This window comes from Amycolatopsis sp. NBC_00355, from assembly GCF_036104975.1.
Lineage (GTDB): Bacteria > Actinomycetota > Actinomycetes > Mycobacteriales > Pseudonocardiaceae > Amycolatopsis.
The window spans coordinates 2463920-2481214 of sequence record NZ_CP107982.1; the positions used below are offsets into that span (position 1 = coordinate 2463920).

The window sequence follows — 17295 nt, forward strand, 5'->3', positions numbered from 1 at the left end:
CGGGCCGCCCACTCCGGTGAGCGGCCCGCGCCCACGGCTCAGTCGCCGGTCGGACGCTCGACGACCACCGTGGCCATCAGGGAATGGCCGACCCCCAGGCCCTGCTGGGACTGCTGTTCACACGCGAACAGGGCCTGCGCCAGCCGCTTCGCCTGGTCCGGTGCGCGCAGCTCCCCCGCCGACGCGAGGACGCCGTTCCAGCGCTCGGCGAACGTCGCGAAGAACGTCTCGACCCGCTGCGGGACGTCTCCCGCGGGCGGTTTGAAGCGCAGCTGCGCGGCCGTGACGTCGGTGGCGCCGCGCGCGAGCTCGTTGAGCAGCGTGCGATAAGGCGGGATCCCCTGGTTGAACGCGCGGGTGGCGGTGTGCCGGCCGGCCAGGATCGACCGGTCGGTGAAGGTCACCGCGCCCAGCCGGGCGCCCGCGCCGATCGCGGCCTGGACGAGGGCGTCGTCGAGGGAACCGCGGTCGTAGAAGCTCATCTGGTCGTGGACGGTCTCGTTCGCGCCCTCGAAGAAGCTCATGTTGTACGCCCACCGCGTCTCCGGCCAGCGTGGCGTCCATTCGACCGAGTACCGCCCGAGCACGTCGACGACCAGCACCGCACTGTCGCGGGTCTCGACGATCCGCCGCATCAGGCCGGTCAGGACTTCGATCGTGTCGGCGTGCGGGAGGTGCGAATAGGGCACCCCGCAAGACATGTAGAGGTCGAAGTCGCCCGCCGGGGGCTCGGCGCGCATGTCGGCGACCTCGAACTCGGCGGGCCGCCCGGCGTGCAGCGAGCGCGCCGTCTCGACCATCCCGGGATCGAGGTCGACGCCGAGGTAGGCGAGCCGGCCGTCGTCGGTCACCGGGGCGAGGCCGCCGTGCGGCTCGGTGAGCAGGGCGAGCCCGTCCCCGGTGCCGGCCCCGATGTCGAGCACGCGCAGCGGCTGGTCCGGCCGGGACCGGACCCGGCCGACGGCGTCGCGCAGGACCTGGTGCGAGACCACTTCTTCGAGCATGGTCTTGACCGGATCCCGGCGCTTGGGCGAGGTGTAGTGGGCTTTCGCGTCGCGGTAGGACGTGGCGGCTGTCGTGTTCACGCCTCACCCCGGTGGCGAGCATCGTCGATCAGTACGTATGACGCGTTGCTGGTCGTGATCTCCATATCTCCGATTCTGGCAAGAAAAAGCCGGCCGGGTGAGGCGGACATCTCGGATCGTGCCCACTGCGTTCTGTTCCTTCAGCCCGGCGCGGTGGTCAGCATCCAGTGGCTGAAAGCGGCGTACCGCTCCGCGAAATCGGCCGGACCGACGGCCTTCTCGACCGCGGCGGAGAACTCCCGGACCCGCTCGAACCGGGCCCTGCGAGAGTCTTCGTACCGCTTGAGAGCCCCGGTCGGGTCCGACGTCGCCAGCGCCGTCCGCAGCACGCCGACGTCCTCGACCCCGAGCGTGCCGCCCGCGGCGATGTGCGGTGACAGGCCGTGGGCGGCGTCGCCGATGAGGGCCACGCGCGAACCGGTCCAGTGCGGCAGCGGCGGGACGAGCATGATCCGGTTCTCCAGGATCGTGTCCTCGGGGGTGGCCGCGATCATCCGCAGGAGCTCGTCGTGCCGGCCCGCGTCGGCGAGGTTGCGGGCGCGCGCCAGGGCGCGGTCCCGTTTGGTTCCCGGCAGCGGCCCGGTCTCGAACTGGTTGACCATCCACATGGTCCGCCCCTCGGCGACGCGGGTGTACCCACCGCGCGTACCGGCGGTCCCGATGGTCAGCACGGTGCCTTCGGGGCGTTCGTCCCCGGCCGGGACGATCGCGCGCCACGCGTAGTGCCCGGCGTGCTCCTGGGCGTCGCTGCCCGGCAGCAGCCGCGCGCGGACGCGGGAGTGGACGCCGTCGGCGCCGATCAGCAGGTCGGCGCGCAGGCTCTCGCCGCCGTCGAGGTGGACGACGACCTCGTCCGCGTGGTCCTCGAAGCCGGTCAGCCGGGCGGAAAGCCGGATCCGGTCCCGGCCGACGGCATCGGCGAGCACCGTGTTCAGCGCCGGCCGGGGCACCAGCAGGAAGCGGTGGTCGCTGTCGTCGTACCCGTTGGCGCGCAACGGTTTTCCGGCCGGGTCGAAGAACCACGCGGTGATCTCCTGCCCCAGCGCGCGGACGTCGACACCGACGTCGTCGAGCACCCGCACGGCGTTGGCCCACAGGCCGATCCCGGCCCCGGCGGCGCGGATTTCCGGCGCCTGCTCGAGGACGGTGACGTCGTGCCCGATCCGCCGCAGGGCCGCGGCGGTGGTGAGCCCGACGAGGCCGCCACCCGCGATCACTGTGTGCATCTCCCGCTCCTTCGTTCGCTCCCGACTCCAGTCAAGGGCGACGCCGTCATAATGACAAATGCATACTCGCTATCTGTAGCATTACCTGGGTGCATCTTGATCTGAACCTGCTGGTCGCGCTGGACGTCCTGCTCGACGAGGGCAGCGTCGGCGCCGCCGCGGACCGGCTCCACCTCTCCCAGCCGGCCATGAGCCGGACGCTCGGGCGGATCCGGCGCGCGACCGGCGACGAGATCCTCGTGCGCGCCGGCCGGGTGATGCTGCCGACGCCCTACGCCGAGCAGATCCGCGGCGAGGTGCACCAGCTGGTCGCGCGCGCCCGGACGATCTTCGTCCCCGAGACCGAGCTCGACCTGGCCACTCTGGAGCGCACGTTCACCTTGCAGTGCAACGACGTCGTGGCGAGCGCCCTGGTCCCCCGCCTCGCCGCCCGCGTCGCGGCGACCGCGCCGGGCGTCTGCCTGCGGGTGCTCGGCGAAGCGGACACGAACCTCGACGGGCTGCGCCGGGGCACGGTCGACGTCCGGCTGACCGACGAGACGACGCACCCCGCCGACGTGCGCTCGGCGACCGTCCTGACCGACACCCTGGTCGCGGTCGGCCGCCACGACCTGGCCGCCGACCCGGCGACCACGGCCGGGTTCACCGCGGTGGGGCATGTGGTCGTCTCCCGCCGCGGCCGCCGGCGCGACCGCGTCGACGACGTCCTCGAGGCGCACGGCACCGCCCGGCGCGTTTCTCTCACCGTGCCCACTTTGGCGATGGCCCTGGCCGCCGTGACCGCCGCCGGGCTCCTCACCGTCGTGCCCGGGATGGCCGTCGCCGGGCTCGGGCCGGAGCTGCGCGCGTGGCCGCTTCCCGTGCCGACGCCGGAAATCCCCGCGGTGCTGGCCTGGCACACCCGCCACGGACGCGACACCGCCCACACGTGGTTGCGCGACACGATCCGGGACGTCCTTTCTGTCGGTGGTCCCCGGTAACGTCTGGGCCGTGAACGCTCGGGAACGCATCCAGGAACTCGCCGATCGGATCGTCGTCATGCGCGACGCCTACTACCGGGGCTCGCCCACGGTGGCGGACGCGGAGTACGACGCCGTCGAAGACGAGCTGCGCGGCCTGGTCGAGGCGAACCCGGAGCTGGCCCCGGACCCGAACCCCCTCGAGCAGGTGGGCGCGCCCGCGGTGCTGCACGCCCCGATCCGGCACTCGCGCCCGATGCTGTCGCTGGAGAAGGCGACCCGGCCCGAGCAGGTCGTGGCGTTCTTCGAGCGCTTCCCCGGCCAGCCGGTGGTCGTCATGCCGAAGCTGGACGGCCTGTCGCTGGCGCTGGTCTACGAGAACGGCCGGCTGGCCCGCGCGGTCACCCGCGGCGACGGGACGACCGGCGACGACGTGACGCTGCTGGTGCGCGCGCTGACCGACGGGATCCCGGACCGGCTCGACGCCCCGGGCCGCGTCGAGGTGCGCGGCGAGGCCGTGATGCTGCGGTCCACCTTCGCGGCCTACAACACCGCACACCCGGACAAGCCGCTGATCAACCCGCGCAACGCCGCCGCGGGCACCCTGCGGGCCAAGGACCCGGCCACCGTCGCCGGTCGGAACCTGCGGTTCTTCGCCTTCGACCTCTACACCGACCCGGACAGCGCGGAAACCGACCTCGGCAGCGCGCTGCAGACCCTCGGGTTCACCGCGGCCGACATGCGGCGCTGCACCGACGCGGAGGCCGCGCAGGCGGTGATCACCACGATCGAGCAGCAGCGCAACGACCTGGACTACGACCTCGACGGCGCCGTGCTGCGGCTGGCCGACCGGGACGCGTACGCCGCCGCCGGCACCCGGTCGAGCTCACCGCGTGGCGCCCTGGCGTTCAAGTTCGCCGCCGAGGAGAAGACCACCGTGCTGGCCGACGTGGTCTGGGACGTCGGCAAGACGGGCAAGATCGCCCCGGTCGCCTGGCTGGAGCCGGTCTTCGTGGGCGGCACCACGGTGACCCGCGCGACGCTGGCCAACCAGGAGGTGATCCGCGCCCGCGGCATCAAGATCGGCGACACCGTGCTGGTGCGCCGCGCCGGTGACGTGATCCCGTTCGTCGCCGGGGTGCTGGACGCGTCGAAGCGCACGGGCGCGGAGCAGGAGATCGTGCCGCCGACGGTGTGCCCGTCGTGCGGGCATCCGCTGACCGAGCAGGGCAACAGCCGGGAACTGTTCTGCACCAACGTGTCCTGCCCCGCCCAGACCGTGCGGCGGTTGATCCACTGGGCCTCGCGCGCGGCGGCGGACATCGACGCCATCGGCGGCGTGTGGATCGAACGGCTGGCCGAGACGGGGATCCTGGAACAGCCGTCGGACTTCTACGGGCTGACCAAGGAAACCCTGCTGGAGTACGACCGCATCGGCGAGGTCTCGGCCACCCGCATGATCGAGTCGATCGACACGAGCCGCCAGGTCGGCCTGCGCCGCGCGCTGATCGGCCTCGCGATCCCGATGGCGTCCGAGGGCACCGCCGCCCGACTGTGCCGAGCGGGGTTCGGCTCTCTGGAAGACGTCCTGAACGCGGGCGTCGACGGCCTGGTCGCGGTGGAGGACATCGGCCCGAAGGTCGCGACGTCGCTGATCGAGCACCTCACCCGGCTGCGCCCCGAACTCGAGCGGCTGCGCGAAGCCGGTGTCTCGCTGGACGTCCGCGAGGAAGACCTGCCCCCGGTCGTCGCGGCCGGCGCGCCCTTGGCGGGCAAGACGGTGGTGATCACCGGCGGCATCAACGACCCGCGCTCGGGCGAGAAGGTCCCCCGCCCGACATTCCAGCGCCTGTGCGAAAAGGCGGGCGCCACCACGGCGTCCTCGGTCTCGGCGACGACGGACATGCTCATCACGGGCACCGACGTCGGCGCGGCCAAGCTCACGAAGGCGGAGAAGTTCGACGTCGAGGTAGTCGACCAGGGCGAAATCTGGCCAATGCTGATCGCGGCGGGCATCGTCTGAGCACCGGCTCCGGGTCACCCGGTCAGCATGATGGCCACTCCCGGCGGCAACTCGGCCGCTCCGGTCGCACGTCGGCCGCGAGCCGTCGGACCTGCTTGTTGTGAGGGGCACCCCTCAGGGACACAAGAGCCATGAGGGTGCCCCTCACGGCTTTGACCTGGCGGGCCGACCCGCTCCCGTGCGGTGGCGCGCTTCGCCGCTCCCGGCGGCAAGTTCGCCGCTCCCGACGGGGAGTTGACCACTCCTGGCAGCGAGTTGGCCGCACCGGTCGGTGAGTCGGCCGCGTCCGGCGGCAAGTTCGCCGCCCGCGCGGCGAGTCGGCCGTTCCCAGGGGCAAGTTCGCCGCTCCGATCGGCGTGTTGGCCACTCCCGGCGGCAACTTGGCCGCTCCGGTCGCACGCTGGCCGCCCCCGCAGCAGGTCGGCCGCGGGCCGTCGGACCGGCTTGTCGTAAGGGGCACCCTCAGGGACATAAAAGCCATGGGGGTGCCCCTCACGGCTATGACCTGGCGGGCCGACCCGCCCCCGTGCGGTGTCGCGCCTCGCCGCCCCCGGCGGCAAGTTCGCCGCTCCCGGCAGCGAGTTGGCCGCACCGGCGGACGTGTTAGCCGCCCCCGGCGGCAAGTTAGCCGCTCCCGGCGGACGTGTTGGCCGCGCCCGGCAGCGTGTCGGCCGCGGGCCGTCGAACCGGCCTGCCGTGAGGGGCACCCTCAGGGACACAAGAGCCATGAGGGTGCCCCTCACGGCTTTGACCTGGCGGGCAGACCCGCACCCATACAGTGGCGCGCCTCGCCGCTCCCCGACGGCAAGTTGACCTCACCAGGCCGCAAGTTCGCCACTTCCGGCGGACATGTTCGCCGCTCAGTTCCCGAGGCCTCCAGCACCGATCCCGCCGCCGAGTTCTGCCGTGGGTCGTCGTGAGTGTTTAGGAGGGTTAGAACCCCCCTAAACACTCACGACAGCGCCCGCCGCGCGCAAGGCGGCCGGTCAGTTTTCCAGCAGGGCCTTGAGTTCCTCGTCGATCAGCAGGTCCGGGTCGAACTTCATGCCCGCGAAGTGGCCGGCCAGTTCCAGGGACAGCACGCCGTGCAGGCGCGTCCAGAACGACAGCGCCCGGTGCAACGTCGCGGCGTCCGCCGGGTGATTCGCGGCCCAGTCGCGGTGGGTCTCGAGGTGCGTGTCGAACGGGGTCTGCTGGCGGTCCTCCGGTAGCGCGTCGCTCGCGTCGAGGAGCACCGTCATGACCTCGAACGAGATCGCCGTGATGTCGTCCGGTGCGTGGTAGCCGGGGACCGGGGTGCCGTAGATGAGGAAGTACCGCTGCGGGTCACTGCGCCCCCAGTCCCGCACGACGTGGGCCAGCTCCGCCAGCCCGGCACCCGAGGAGCGGGCCTCTCGGACCGTGTCGGCGAGGCTTCGGTAGGCGTCGCGGATCAGGGCGGTGATCAGCTCGTCGCGGCTCGCGAAGTACCGGTACAGCGCCGGGCCGCTCATGCCCACCTGCTTGGCGATCGCGTTGAGCGACAGCGCCGGCACGCCCGCCGCGGCGATCTGCTCCCACGCGTGCTGCTTGATCTCCGCGCGCACCTGGGCCCGGTAGCGCTCACGTGGGCTCTGACCAGCTGGATCCGTCATGAGTTAGAGGCTATCACTTTTCCTATTGACACTCACAGCTGAAGAGTTATAGCTTCTAACCAACACAACGACCACTAACAAGGAGCATCCGATGCGCTTCCGTTCCGCTCTGATCGCGATCCCGCTGGCCGCCGCCGGGATCTTCGGCGTCACCGCTGCCGCCCCGGCCGACGCCGCGACGAGCCTGACCTGCCGCGGCGCCGGGATCGACGCCGCCGCCCAGCTCCACCACCGGACCGAGACGCTGATCAAGGCGCCGCTGAGCACCGTCTGGAAACGGCACACCGACGTCGAGGGCTGGCCGTCCTGGCAGAACGCCGTCACCAGCATGAAGCGGCTCGATCCGGGCCCGCTGCGGCCGGGCTCGCGGTTCCGGTGGACGACGCCGGCCCCCGCCACGCCCACCACCCCGGCGACGACCCTCGTCATCACCTCGACCGTCCAGCAGGTCAAGCCGGGTCAGTGCATCCGCTGGACCGGGCCGGCGATCGGTGACGGCCTGAGCATCGACCGCGGCGTCCACGTCTGGACCTTCACCCCGGTCCGGGGCGGTGTCCTCGTCAGCACCGAGGAGAGCTGGACCGGCGCGCAGATCGAGACCGACCCGGCCACCGCGATCCGGTACCTCGCCCCGGGCCTCGACGCCTGGCTGGCCGCGCTCAAGACCGCCGCCGAAACCTGCTGAAACCCCGCAACCGTCAGGAGAGAACGATGACCACCACCACAGCCCGCAAGACCTCGCTCGCCGTGCTGATCGCGGCCTGGGCCGTCCCGGTCTTCGTCGCCGGACAGTTCGCCCTGCTCGCCGGGATCCCGATCGTCGTCGTGCTGGCCGGCACCCTGCGCGAACCCCGCCTGCACGCCGTCCGCTGGCCGACGGCCGCCCTGACCGCCGTCTACGCCGGGTCGCTCGCGGTCTGGCTGCTCGGCCCGAGTGACGCGCCGAGCCTGTCGAAGTTCCTGAGCCCGGTCGCCACCGGCGTGTTCACCGCGGTCGGCGTCGCGACCGCCGTCGCGCACCACATCGCCCGCCGGCGTTCGGTCACGAAGTAGCGGACCAGCCGGGCTCAGGCTTCTCCCGCGAACTCCGGGAGAGCCGCGAGCCCGGCTGCGACGAGTCCCGCCGCCCGCCCGACGTCGGCCGAGACCAAGTCCTCGACCTGCTCTGCCGTGCGGGTGACATCGAGGTGCTTGGCCATCGACCGGAACTGGATCTGCCAGAGCGCGACGAGCGCGGTCGCCAGCACCCGCGGTTCCGGGTCGTCCGGCGTGGTCCCGGCCCGCTCGGCCAAGGCCTCGGCGGCGGCCACGACGAGCTGCTCGGTCATCTCCAGGCGGTGCGCGCGCAGGGCCGGCGTGGTCGCGATCAGCAGCCCGAACCGCCGGGACTTCGTGATCGCCTCGGCCGGGTCGTCCTGCTCGGCGAGCCAGGACAGGACGGCGGCGCGTTCCTCCGCGAGGATCCGCAGCGCCGCTTCGACCGGGGACACGCCGGGCTCGGCCAAGTCGGCCCGCAGCGCGGTCAGCGCCGCGTCCGGGTGGTCGAGGATCAGCGACTCCTTGGTCGGGAAGTAGTTGAAGACGGTCTTCTCCGACACCCCGCACGCCTCGGCGATCTCCGCCACGCGCACGGCGTCGAAACCCCGCTCGACGAACATCTCCGTCGCCGTGTCCGAGAGCTGCTGGCGCATCAGGCGCTTCTTGCGCTCTCGCAACCCCTCGACCTCGGGCTCCCCGTTGCGCCGGGTGCGCGAGGCCGCCCAGTTCACCGTTCGCGGACTCATGGGCTCCAACTTAGTGCACCGCCCGGATATTTTCGGCTACGGTAATTTTTCCGCGGCGCGCTCGTGCTGCTCCGGGCGAGCGCCGTCGTGGCGACTGTGCTCGGTTGCCTGCAGCCGGTGCCGGCCGGCGCCTTCCTGCAGGGCCACTATTCGATGCTGGCCGCGCACCGCATGTCGGGCATGCTCTTCGCGCTGGCGCCGGGCCCGTACGACGCGGACTGGAAGGACACGGTCGACGTCCGCCCGTCGGAGGCGGTCGAGGTGGCGGTGAAGTTCACCGACTACGCGGGCCGGTACATGCTGCACTGCCACAACCTCGAACACGAGGACATGGCGATGATGGCGGACTTCTCGACGCAGTAGCGCACACGACGACGGCCCACCCGGGGTTTCCGGGTGGGCCGTTCCGTCACTCCGGCGAACCGGGGTGTCCGATGTGGATGGTCAGCCGCCGAGGATCGCGAGGATCTGGTTCAGCAGGTTGACCAGCGCCTGCAGGTTGCTCAAGGGGCCCGGGTCGAGCAGGCCCGCGATCGCGCACAGGAGGTTGCCCAGCAGGTTGCCGGGACCGGCGTCGGCCGTGATGTTCAGGTGCACCTGGTTGAGGTGCACGACCAGGCCGAGCAGGTCGAGATCGAGCGGCCCGAGCACCAGGTCGAGGATCTGGCAGGACGCCGCCGCGACGCCGACCGGCACGGTGACGGCCTGCGAAACGGTGCCGACCTGCTGGCCGGCGGAGTCGACCATGGTCAGGTCGGCGACACCGTCGGCGAGCGTGCTGGTGCCGTCGGTGGTGAAGCCGGTCGGCGTGAAGGTACCCGCCGCCGTACCGGTTCCGCCCGACGCGTCGGTGAACGTGCCGGTGATCGGCGCGGTCAGCGCCGAAGCGGCCTGGGCGGCCGGGGCCGGAGCCGCGGAAGCCGTTCCCGCACCGGCGAAGAAGGCTACGAGGCCGGTGACGAGCAAGGCGACGACCGCGGAGCGGCCGAGCTTTCCGATTCTCACTGAAGGCTCCTTTCGAGGGGTGGTTCGACCTCGTAGGAGTGCACCGTGAGCGGAACCGGAAACCCGAAAACAGGAAATTCCCGGCGTGAGCAATCTCAACTGATCGACACCGCCGCGGACCGTAACCAATCCGGCGGCCAGTCGTCTGCACCACTCTTTTTCCCACGCCCGGAGCATTTGCTGTGGCAGGGCGCCTGCCCACCGTCCCCAAAGGACACTGTAACACGACTCGGCGCCCGGCCTCCGGAAAAGGGACCTCGACCGAACGGCCTTTTCCATTCGACTGAATGCCGCGCCCGCCTTTCTGGGACATTTCCGGCCCGCGTGTATCACCACACCGTCCGATGTGGACGCGAGCTAGCGCGGTCCGGCCGCCGGGGACAGTGAGACGTCGACGACGCGGTACGGCCGGAGGCTCACCGGACCGAGCAAACCGGACGCGAGCACGTCGCCGCGCGCGTTCGCGCCGGTGTTGGTGACCCGCACCCGCAGCCGGTTGCGGCCCGGCTTCAGGGCCGCGGTGACGTCCAGCCGGTACGGCGCCCACAAGCGCGACCCGAGTGCGGTCCCGTTGACCTCGATCTCGGCCACTTCGTGGACTTCGCCGAGGTCCAGGGTCCACTTGCGACCGGCCAACGTCGCGGCCGTGACATCGAAGTCCTTTTCGTACCAAGCCGATCCGGAGTACGCCGGTTCCAGGTCGGTCCAGGAACCCAAGGGGCGCGTGGTCGCCGGCGCGTCCGGACGATCGAAGCGGAACACCCAGTCCCCGCCGGACGGAATGGCCGTGAGCGGATCGGAAACCGTGGCAGTTCCGGAAAGCGTCCGGCCGCCCGCATTCACCGTAACGCTGACCGGTCCCGGGGCGACCGCGCGCAAGGTCGCGGCCCGGCCGTCGGCACGCACCCGCTCCACCGGCGCCGACGCGCTCACCGCGTGCGCGGGTTCCGGTCCGGCGCGGAACACGACCAGCAGCGTGGCTTTCGGTTCCAAGCGCAGGACGGTCGCCGTGCTCCCGGACGGCGCCCGCCGCCAGACGCCGACGGGTGCCGTGGTGCCGGTGTCGGGGTCCCACACCTCGGGCACGCCGGTCGCCGGGAAGGTCGCGGTCAGCTCGACGGCGTCGGCGCGCTCGCTGAGCACGACGAACATCGGCCGGCCGTCGCTTTCGAGGCGCAGCACCCGGACGTCGGCGTGCCGCGGTTCCAGTACCGCCGCCGCACCACCCGCGGTGGCCACGGCCGTCGCGGCCGCCACCGGGTCGGCCACCCGGACCGCCGTGCGCGCGCGGAACAGCTCGGCCAGCGCGGCCCGCAGGCCCGCGTCGTCTCCGCCGGCCTCGCGGCTCGGCGGTTCGCCGACGACGACCACCGTGCCGCCGCCGCGGACGAACCGGATCAGCGTCCGCACCGAACCGACGGCGAGGATCGGCGTCCGGGGCACCACGACGATCCCGTACCCCTGCTGCCCCACGACCAGCTTCGGGCCGCTGGGCCGGGCGTGCGTCCGCAGCGCCGGGTCGGCGTCGAGCGCGCCTTCGTCCAGGAAGTCGAAGTCGACCTGGACGTCTTCGAGGGCGTGGGCGGTGCTCAGGAACGCCGTGTCGAGGTCGGCCATCGCCGGGGTGTCCTGTGTGGACTCGACGGCGCGCTGCGGCTGCAGCAGCGCGGTGCGGGCCTTCGCCGGGGCGCGGCAGGCTTCCATCAGCCGGCCGATCCAGTCGTTGAGCGGCGCGGACACCGCCCACCACGGGTTGGCCGGCTGGAACGGCGGCGGGTAGACGATCTGGTTCTCGTCGCTGAACCGCGCGTGCAGCAGCGTGTGGTTGACCCCGCGCACGGCGAACGCGCCGACCACCTCGCGGACGAACGACGGCGTGACCTGCCAGCCGGTGCCGCCCATCGCCTCCAGGTAGACGCGCTCCAGCCCGAGCTGGTGCGCGGTGCTGGCCGGCCAGCGCGACAGCGTGCGGTGGTACCCGCGCTGGTAGTGGTCGAAGATCAGGTCGGTGCCCGGCACCTGTGCCCACTGGTTGTTCGTGTTCAGGTTGCCGGAGCTGCGCAGCTGCTCGCCCGGGCCGTACTCGTCCCACAGCGGGTTGGAGATCAGCTTCAGGCCGTGCCCGGCCAGCCACTGGCCCTGGCTCTTGTAGTACGCCGCCGCGAACCGGTTGCTCACCGCGCGCCAGAACACGCCGCGCAGCCGCAGACCGGCGTTGCCGAGACCGGCGTCGTGCACCGCGGTCAGCGCGATGCCCGGTGACGTCCCGAGCGCGTGCAGTTCCGCGTCCAGCGTGGGCGACCACGGAACCGTGTTGAACGGCCCGTCGGCCGAGGCGAGGTAGGGCTCGTCGTCGGCGAAGCCGCGCAGCACCGCGCCCGGCGCCCACGGGAACCGGCGCACGTACTCCCCCGGCACGGCGTCGATGAACAGGCGCACCGCCTCGTCGTCGAGCAGGTCGAGGTAGGCGCGGCCGGTACCGGTGGGGGTGCTCAGGTCGCGGACGGTGAACAGGTCCAGCTGCCAGGTCCCGGCGGGCGGCGTCCACGTGCCGCCCGCGCGGGCCTGCGCGGTCAGGTCCACCAGCGTGGCGGGATCCGTCGAGGACGCCGGCCGCGCGGCCGCGGCGACCAGCGGGACGCCGGTCGCGGGCAGGTCGAAGCCGTCCAGGGCGGCGGCGCTGTCGAACGTCTCCGTGTACAGCGCCGCGCCCGCCGCGTCGCGCACGGTCAGGCTGTCCCACGACGAGCGCTGGCTCGCCACGGCGCGCACCCCGACCCGGCCGGACGCGTACTTCAGGCCGTCCACCGCGGGCTGCGCGACGCCGTCCAGCGTCACGGTCGCGGTCGTCCCCCGGACCCGCACGGCCAGTTCGTGGTCGGCGGCGGGGTCGAAGCCGGGGACCGGGGTGCCGCCCCGGACCTGGGTGAACGCGCCGCCGGTCTGCTGCCAGAAGTCGACGGCGCCGTCGGTGCGCAGGTCGGCGAGGACGCCGTTGCCCTCGTCGGTGCTGCGCACCATGAGCCCGGCCGTCGCGCTTTCCACGCGGACCTTCGCCACGACGTCGTAGTCCTGCCACCCGGCGCCGTCGCGCAGCAGGGTGACGCCGTCGCGGGCGGCGGCGTCGACCAGCAACCGGCCGCCCGACACCGAAAGCCCCCGGCTGATCAGCGGCACCGGGGCCCCGCCGGGGACGGTCAGGATCTGGTGCCCGACGCCCTTGAGCCGCAGGTCCGGACGCGGCCGGTAAACCCGGTCGCCGATCTTGCCGCCGTCCACGACCAGCCCGGCGGCGCGGCCGCTCGGGAAGTAGTCGTCGTTGAACAGCCACAGGTGCATGCCACGGCGCTGCGCCTCGCGCAGGGTGAACTCGATGATCGTGAACCAGTCTTCGGTGAAGAAGGCCGGTTTCAGCGCCGCCGTGTCGAACGGGAAGACCAGGACTTCGTGGATGCCCTTGTCCCGCAGGTCCGCCAGCCCGTCGGCGACCAGGGCGGTGGTGACGGTGCCGTTCCAGAACCACAGCACGGTGGGCCGGGAATCCGGGCGCGGGTCGGCGAAGCGGCCCGCCGCGGCACTGGTTTCCGGCGTGGCGTAGGCGAACTCCCAGCCACCGGCCGTCCCGGCGACGGCCGCGGCCGAAGCGAGCGCGAGCATCCGCCGCCGGGAGAGCCTGAAGTCGCCGATCGCCGTGGTGCGTACAGGGTCGTTCTCGATCACCGTTGATCCCCCGCCGTGGATTGAAACGATTCAAGACACGGCGGAACGTACGTGACGCCGGTCATACCCGTCAAGGCATGACCGGCATCCTGTCCGACGGGACAGCCCTATCGGCTCACCGCGTGAGGATCGCCGGGTCGCTGGTGCTGGGACGGCCGTTCTCGAGGTGACCGGCCAGGCGGCGCAGGAACTTCGCGTCCTTGTCCGACGTCACGGAGACGTCGTACCAGTTGCCGCTCCGCCCGGTGTCCACCCTCTCGACAGCCCGCGCGCCCGGCCGCAGCTGCCGGGTCGTCGAGCGGCGGCCGTACGCGTCCGTGATCGTCAGCCGGACCGTGGCGGACCCGGGGTTGGTCAGGGTCAGCTCGACGCAGCCGCCGTCCTGGCGGGCGCTCACCTCGGGCCCGGCGACGGCGCCCCGGAACTGCCGCAGGAAGCTGTTCGGGCCGTGGGCGGTGAAGTCGTACCCGCCGGCGGCGGGCACCGCGCCGGACAGCGAGCGTCCGGCGCCCACGGTGTACGTCCGCGGGTCCGCCGCCGGCGACGTCACGACGAACGCCGCGCCCGCCCGGCCGTGGTTGGCGAAACTCAGCGTCAGCTGGTCGCCGTGCACACGCGCGTCAGCGGCCAGGTCGTACGGCAGGGCCCGCGCCGGGCGCGACCCGCGTTCCTGCTTCGGCAACACGCCTTTCGCGGGCACGGCGGGCACGTAGTCCGGGTGCCGCTCGCGGTCCGGCGGCGCGTAGGCGGCCGTGTCCGGCAGCCTCGGCACGTGGACGTCCGTGCGCGCGAAGTCGAACGCCGACGTCAGGTCACCGCACACCGACCGCCGCCACGGCGTGATGTTCGGTTCGGCCACCCCGAAGCGCCGTTCGATGAACCGGATGATCGACGTGTGGTCGAACGTCTCGGAGCACACCCAGCCGCCCTTGCTCCACGGCGACACGACCATCATCGGCACGCGCTGGCCGAGGCCGTACGGGCCACCCGGGTTCGACGCCGAGCCCGCGAAGATCTCCCCCGTCGTGTCCACAGTGGACTGGCCGGCCGTCGCGTACGGCGGGAGCACGTGGTCGAAGAAGCCGTCGTTCTCGTCGTAGGTGACCAGCAGCGCCGTCTTGCTCCAGACCTCCGGGTTCGCGGTGAGCGCGTCGAGCACCTGCGCGAGGTACCAGGCGCCGTAGTTCACCGGCCAGTTCGGGTGTTCGCAGAACGCCTCCGGCGCGGTGATCCACGAGACCTGGGGCAGCGTCCCGGCCTTGACGTCGGCGCGCAACCGGTCGAAGTACCCGTCGCCGGCCTTCGCGTTCGTGCCGGTGCGGGCCTTGTCGTACAGCGGGTCGCCGGGCTTCGCGTTGCGGTAGGAGTTGAAGTACAGCAACGAGTTGTCGCCGTAGTTGCCGCGGTAGGCGTCGTCGATCCAGCCCCAGCCCCCGGCGGCGTCGAGACCGTCACCGACGTCCTGGTAGATCTTCCACGACACGCCGGCCTTCTCCAGGCGCTCGGGGTAGGTCGTCCAGGAGTAGCCCTTTTCGTCGTTGCCCAGGACCGGCCCGCCGCCGGTGCCGTCGTTGCCGGTGAAGCCGGTCCACATGTAGTAGCGGTTCGGGTCGGTGGAGCCCATGAACGAGCAGTGGTAGCTGTCGCAGATCGTGAACGCGTCGGCCAGCGCGTAGTGGAACGGGATGTCCTCGCGGGTCAGGTAGGCCATCGTGGTCGAGCCCTTGGCGGGCACCCACTTGTCGTACCTGCCCTGGTTCCACGCCGTGTGCGTGTCGTTCCAGCTGTGCGGGAGGTCCTGGATGAACTGCAGGCCCAGGTTGTCCGCGTCGGGGTGGAAGGGCAGGATGTCGCGATCGCCGTCCGGCTGCGCCCAGACGGGCTTGCCCGAGGACAGCGTCGCCGGCCGCGGGTCGCCGAAGCCGCGGACGCCGCGCATCGTGCCGAAGTAGTGGTCGAACGACCGGTTCTCCTGCATCAGGACCACGATGTGCTCGACGTCGCGCAGGGTGCCCGTGCGGTGGTGGGCGGGGATCTCCGCCGCGCGGGCGATACTGCCCGAAATGACCGAAAGGGCAGCGGTGCCGCCGGTGAGCTGCAAGAACCGCCTGCGGTTGACGTCCGTCATCAGGGCTCCGGAGGGTGTGGTGGCCGGGAACCGCGCCAGTATCGCCCGCTGCGGCGGGAAATCACCACCGCTGCGGGGGAACACGGGGTGAAGCCCGGATCAACGGCTCGTTCAGACGAGCGTCTGCGTACCGAGCACGATCGCCAGGTCGAGGCGCTCGGCGTCCTCGGTGCCCGGTTCGGCCGTGTAGACCATGATGCGCAGGTCGTCCGCGGCCACGATGAGCGTGTCGCAGTCGAGGGTGATGCGGCCGACCAGCGGGTGGTCGACGACCTTGTGCCTCGACGTCTCCTGGGCCGGCCCGGGCGCGCCGGCGTCCCAGAGTTCGACGAACCGCGGCGTCCGCGACAGCTGCTCGACGAGCCGGGTGACGCTCCGGTCGGCGGGGTACCGCGCCACGTTCAGCCGCAGGTCGGCGACCAGCTGCGCCACGAATTCGGCGTGTTCCGCCGGGGTGTGGACCGCGCGCGTGCCGGGGCCGGCGAGGTGGCGCCAGACGGCGTTGCGTTCGATCCCGCGCCAGGCCGTCGTCTCCCCCATCAGCGCGTCGTAGGCCGCGTTGGCGACGACGAGCGTCCAGGTCGCGTCGTAGACGGCGACCGGCGTGTGCGCCAGCCGGTCGAGCAGGCGCTGGACGCTCGGGGTGATCCGCGACGGGACGACGTCGAGCCCGGGCGCGGCGTGCCCGGCCAGCCGGAACAGCAGGTCGCGCTCCCCGTCGGCCAGGCGCAGGGCACGCGCCAGCGCCTCCACGACCTGCACCGACGGCGAGGTCGCGCGCCCCTGTTCCAGGCGGGTCAGGTAGTCGGCGGAGATCCCCGCGAGACCGGCGAGTTCCTCGCGGCGCAGGCCCGTCGCGCGGCGGCGCCGGCCCACCGGCACCCCGGCCGTCTCGGGCGCGACGCGGTCGCGCCAGCGGCGCACCATCCGGCCGAACTCCCACGTCTCCACGCCTCCAGTGTGCGCGCCCGCGGTGGCCTTGTCCTGGCCCTGGCGGTCCTACGAAAACGGCACGACTGCCTAACCCTCGGGCGGCGCCGGAAGCTCGGGTCATGACCACCACATTGATCACCGGGGCCAACCGGGGCCTCGGCAAGGAAACCGCCCGCCAGCTCGTCGCCGCCGGGCACACCGTCTACCTCGGCGCCCGTGACGTCGACCGCGGCCGCGCGGCCGCCGACGAGGTCGGCGCCCGGTTCGTCCCGCTCGACGTCACCGACGACGCGTCCGTCGCCGCGGCCTTCGACCAGCTCGAAGGCGGGCTCGACGTGCTCGTCAACAACGCGGGCATCGCCCTGCTCGCCCTCAACGGCCCGGAGGCGCTGGCGGTGTTCGACACGAACGCGGTCGGGATCGTCCGCGTCACCGAGGCGGCGCTGCCGCTGCTGCGGAAGTCCGCCAACCCGGTCGTCGTGAACATCTCCAGCGCGCTGGGCTCGTTCTCGGCCAACCACGACCCCGCCCGGCCCGCGTCGCAGGTGTCGGCGATCGTCTACGGCGCGAGCAAGGCGGCCGTCTCGATGCTCACGGTCCAGTACGCGCGGGCGGTGCCTGAGGTGAAGTTCAACGCCGTCGAGCCGGGTTACACCGCGACCCTGCTCGGCGGCGTCGAGAACCCGCACGGCCGCCCGGTCGAGGTCAGCGCCCGGACCGTCGTCCGGATGGCCGTCATCGGCGAGGACGGGCCGACGGGCACCTTCCAGGAGGACGACGCCGAGCTCGGCTGGTGAC

At 72.1% G+C, this 17295-nt stretch carries 14 protein-coding genes; 6 read left to right on the forward strand and 8 right to left on the reverse strand.

Features of this window, described 5'->3' with window-relative positions; translation table 11 throughout:
• Positions 1-38 precede the first annotated feature (38 nt).
• Together OHS18_RS10045 and OHS18_RS10050 are read right to left on the reverse strand one after the other, a co-directional pair.
• Positions 39-1085, reverse strand: a complete 1047-nt coding sequence (locus OHS18_RS10045) for a class I SAM-dependent methyltransferase (RefSeq protein ID WP_328453697.1) — start codon at positions 1083-1085, stop codon at positions 39-41.
• A 140-nt stretch (positions 1086-1225) separates the two neighbouring features.
• A complete protein-coding gene (locus OHS18_RS10050) occupies positions 1226-2371 on the reverse strand; it encodes an FAD-dependent monooxygenase (RefSeq protein ID WP_328618502.1) in 1146 nt (381 codons plus the stop codon).
• Positions 2372-2400: 29 nt separating this feature from the next.
• Between OHS18_RS10050 and OHS18_RS10055 the strand changes: the two genes are divergently transcribed.
• Together OHS18_RS10055 and ligA are read left to right on the forward strand one after the other, a co-directional pair.
• Positions 2401-3291, forward strand: a complete 891-nt coding sequence (locus OHS18_RS10055) for a LysR family transcriptional regulator (protein ID WP_328616764.1) — start codon at positions 2401-2403, stop codon at positions 3289-3291.
• A 10-nt stretch (positions 3292-3301) separates the two neighbouring features.
• Complete coding sequence (gene ligA / locus OHS18_RS10060) at positions 3302-5293, forward strand: NAD-dependent DNA ligase LigA (protein WP_328616765.1); 1992 nt, start codon at positions 3302-3304, stop codon at positions 5291-5293.
• Between the two features lie 986 nt (positions 5294-6279).
• On the opposite strand, the gene OHS18_RS10065 is transcribed toward ligA, so the two are convergent.
• The gene (locus OHS18_RS10065; RefSeq protein WP_328616766.1) at positions 6280-6927 is read right to left on the reverse strand and encodes a TetR/AcrR family transcriptional regulator; all 648 of its coding nucleotides are present in this window, start codon (positions 6925-6927) and stop codon (positions 6280-6282) included.
• Between the two features lie 91 nt (positions 6928-7018).
• On the opposite strand from OHS18_RS10065, the gene OHS18_RS10070 reads away from it, so the two are divergent.
• Positions 7019-7612 (forward strand): SRPBCC family protein, encoded by a 594-nt coding sequence (locus OHS18_RS10070; protein ID WP_328453689.1) that lies wholly within the window; start codon positions 7019-7021, stop codon positions 7610-7612.
• A gap of 26 nt (positions 7613-7638) precedes the next feature.
• A complete protein-coding gene (locus OHS18_RS10075) occupies positions 7639-7980 on the forward strand; it encodes a hypothetical protein (RefSeq protein ID WP_328453687.1) in 342 nt (113 codons plus the stop codon).
• 14 nt (positions 7981-7994) lie between these two features.
• Here the strand turns inward: OHS18_RS10075 and OHS18_RS10080 are convergent, their stop codons facing one another.
• Positions 7995-8711 (reverse strand): TetR family transcriptional regulator, encoded by a 717-nt coding sequence (locus OHS18_RS10080; protein WP_328616767.1) that lies wholly within the window; start codon positions 8709-8711, stop codon positions 7995-7997.
• An 87-nt stretch (positions 8712-8798) separates the two neighbouring features.
• Between OHS18_RS10080 and OHS18_RS10085 the strand changes: the two genes are divergently transcribed.
• Positions 8799-9074 carry a multicopper oxidase domain-containing protein gene (locus OHS18_RS10085; RefSeq protein WP_328616768.1) on the forward strand — a complete coding sequence of 92 codons (276 nt, stop codon included), beginning with the start codon at positions 8799-8801 and terminating at the stop codon, positions 9072-9074.
• Between the two features lie 81 nt (positions 9075-9155).
• On the opposite strand, the gene OHS18_RS10090 is transcribed toward OHS18_RS10085, so the two are convergent.
• The 4 genes from OHS18_RS10090 to OHS18_RS10105 all read right to left on the reverse strand — a co-directional run bounded on the left by OHS18_RS10090 (position 9156) and on the right by OHS18_RS10105 (position 16515).
• Positions 9156-9716 carry a hypothetical protein gene (locus tag OHS18_RS10090; RefSeq protein ID WP_328453683.1) on the reverse strand — a complete coding sequence of 187 codons (561 nt, stop codon included), beginning with the start codon at positions 9714-9716 and terminating at the stop codon, positions 9156-9158.
• A 357-nt stretch (positions 9717-10073) separates the two neighbouring features.
• A complete protein-coding gene (locus OHS18_RS10095) occupies positions 10074-13436 on the reverse strand; it encodes a glycosylhydrolase-like jelly roll fold domain-containing protein (RefSeq protein WP_328616769.1) in 3363 nt (1120 codons plus the stop codon).
• A gap of 115 nt (positions 13437-13551) precedes the next feature.
• A complete protein-coding gene (locus OHS18_RS10100; RefSeq protein WP_328616770.1) occupies positions 13552-15564 on the reverse strand; it encodes a phosphocholine-specific phospholipase C in 2013 nt (670 codons plus the stop codon).
• 111 nt (positions 15565-15675) lie between these two features.
• Positions 15676-16515: a helix-turn-helix transcriptional regulator gene (locus OHS18_RS10105; RefSeq protein WP_328616771.1), complete on the reverse strand. Its 840-nt coding sequence runs from the start codon at positions 16513-16515 to the stop codon at positions 15676-15678.
• Between the two features lie 101 nt (positions 16516-16616).
• On the opposite strand from OHS18_RS10105, the gene OHS18_RS10110 reads away from it, so the two are divergent.
• Complete coding sequence (locus tag OHS18_RS10110) at positions 16617-17294, forward strand: SDR family NAD(P)-dependent oxidoreductase (protein ID WP_328616772.1); 678 nt, start codon at positions 16617-16619, stop codon at positions 17292-17294.
• Position 17295 lies beyond the last annotated feature (1 nt).

Excerpts from the sequence above, each read along its gene's own strand:
- OHS18_RS10065 (WP_328616766.1), bottom strand. The coding sequence starts at position 6,927 with ATGACGGATCCAGCTGGTCAGAGCCCACGTGAGCGCTACCGGGCCCAG.
- OHS18_RS10070 (WP_328453689.1), top strand. The coding sequence starts at position 7,019 with ATGCGCTTCCGTTCCGCTCTGATCGCGATCCCGCTGGCCGCCGCCGGG.
- OHS18_RS10075 (WP_328453687.1), top strand. The coding sequence starts at position 7,639 with ATGACCACCACCACAGCCCGCAAGACCTCGCTCGCCGTGCTGATCGCG.
- OHS18_RS10080 (WP_328616767.1), bottom strand. The coding sequence starts at position 8,711 with ATGAGTCCGCGAACGGTGAACTGGGCGGCCTCGCGCACCCGGCGCAAC.
- OHS18_RS10100 (WP_328616770.1), bottom strand. The coding sequence starts at position 15,564 with ATGACGGACGTCAACCGCAGGCGGTTCTTGCAGCTCACCGGCGGCACC.
- OHS18_RS10110 (WP_328616772.1), top strand. The coding sequence starts at position 16,617 with ATGACCACCACATTGATCACCGGGGCCAACCGGGGCCTCGGCAAGGAA.